1 protein-coding gene is annotated in these 1,944 nt (G+C 50.3%); it reads left to right on the top strand.

Annotation, left to right across the window (positions count from 1 at the left end; genetic code table 11):
• Window positions 1-130 precede the first annotated feature (130 nt).
• Complete coding sequence (locus JCM12296_RS34440; RefSeq protein ID WP_054702639.1) at window positions 131-1,852, top strand: transposase; 1,722 nt, start codon at window positions 131-133, stop codon at window positions 1,850-1,852.
• Window positions 1,853-1,944 lie beyond the last annotated feature (92 nt).

The following is a 1,944-nucleotide window of genomic DNA, read 5'->3' as shown; positions in this document are numbered from 1 at the left end:
ATGAACTCGTAAAAAGTCGTTTTAGATAACCACTCGATTTTATACGCTTAAATTATTTTTCTCACTTGCCAAATTGCTGTCATTGTGATATGTATTTTGTAAAAATACAATCAGTTATAGGCATTCTATCATGATACGCTACAACGATCACAAGCAGCAGCAACTTTTCGATCCCTGGGGCAATATGAGCCCCAAGAGACGGCAAATGCTCGACCGTTCATGGGCGGGATTATTCAAGGAACATATCCTGCCAGAATTGCCCGTCAGTGTGTTGAGTCCTTTTTTCAACGCCGGATTCGGACGGCCGACCAAGAACCTCTATACGGTTGTCGGTGTTCTGATTCTTCAACAAGCCCATGACCTGACCGACGAGCAAGCCGTCACTCAGCTCTCCTTCAACATCGAATGGCACTATGCGTTGAACATCTTCGAGGAATCCGATTCAGCCAAATACATGTGCCCCAAAACGCTGTGGAACATGCGTACCATCGTTGCCGAGCATGGCTTGGAGGATGCGCTGTTCAATGCTTGCACGCAGAAACTGGCCGAGGTGTTCACTGTCGATACGGACAAGCAGCGTCTCGACTCGGTCCACATCCGATCCAATATGCGGCGGTTGGGACGCATCAGTATCTTTTCACGATCGATCCATCGTTTTTTAAAGAACCTGAAACGGCACCACCCATCCTGTTTCGATACCATCGATACGGCGATCATTGATCGATACTTCTCAGAAAAGGATCTGGCCTGCTTTGCCATGGTCAAACCCTCCCAAGGCCAGAAAACATTATCGCAGGTCAGCAACGATTTGTATCGTTTGGTCCAGCAGTTCAAGGATCTCAAGGATGTCAACGGCATGCACAGCTTCAAACTGCTGCAACGGATTCTAGACGAGCAGTGCACCGTCTCCGACGATGATCAGGTTGACGTTAAGGAACCCAAACAGATCCCCTCCGACTCCCTGCAGAATCCTTCAGACCCGGACGCCAGTTACAGTGGGCATAAAGGCCAGGGATATCAGGTCCAGGTGATGGAAACCTATACGGACACCGATGACCCGGAAGAAAAAGCCCAAACCCTGAACCTGATTACCCATGTCGAAGTTGAACGGGCTCACGAAAGTGACGCCAATGCATTGATTCCGGCGATCGAATCCGCCCAGGAAAAAGAACTGGCGCCCAAAGCGCTTCTGGCCGATTCTTTGTACGGCTCCGACGAAAACATCGAAACGGCAAAGGGAAAGGACGTCGAGGTCATCTCTCCGCCCATGGGCAGCGAGAAAAAGGACCAGCTGGGCCTGAGCGACTTTCACCTGGAAAAATCCGGCAAGGTGATCCGTTGTCCCCAAGGACACGCACCGATGGACACCACCCGGAAGAAAACCCGGAACTGTGCCGTCTTCGATCTTGTCCATTGCAGCGGGTGCCCCAATAAAGCCATCTGCCCGGCAAAGTCTGGAAAGAAGGCCTTCTACCTTCGTTTTACCGACAAACAACTGCGTATCGCCCTCAGGCGCTCGGCGGTCGAGACCGATGAATTCAAAGACCGTTACCGATGGCGGGCCGGTGTGGAAGCAACCATGAGCGAGTTTGATCGGCGTACCGGCGTTAAACACCTCCGTGTCCGGGGCCTCAAAGCGGTTCGGTTCAGTGCCATTTTGAAGGCGCTGGGGTTGAACATCTTTCGGGCCGCCGCGGTCATGGCGGCAATCCTATCCGGACCATCCGCCAAATCCAGATCCAAACGGGGTTTTACTACCAGTATTGAGGTTTTCAGAGAACGATTTTGGACAATTCTTGCGGTTCTTGTCCGTTTCTTGGAAAGGACATGCTGTTTTAGAGCATATACCTGAAACGCAGCAACCGCCTGACTTGAGTATGTTTATTTAGAGTATTTGCTCTAAAACATTTTTTTTAGAAATCGACTTTTTACAGCTTCATCAAA

This window comes from Desulfosarcina cetonica JCM 12296, assembly GCF_001311845.1.
GTDB lineage: Bacteria > Desulfobacterota > Desulfobacteria > Desulfobacterales > Desulfosarcinaceae > Desulfosarcina > Desulfosarcina cetonica.
This window is presented reverse-complemented; position numbering and strand designations above follow the sequence as displayed.

What these genes read in the sequence shown, in the direction of transcription:
- JCM12296_RS34440 (WP_054702639.1), top strand. Translation starts at nt 131, where the DNA reads ATGATACGCTACAACGATCACAAGCAGCAGCAACTTTTCGATCCCTGG.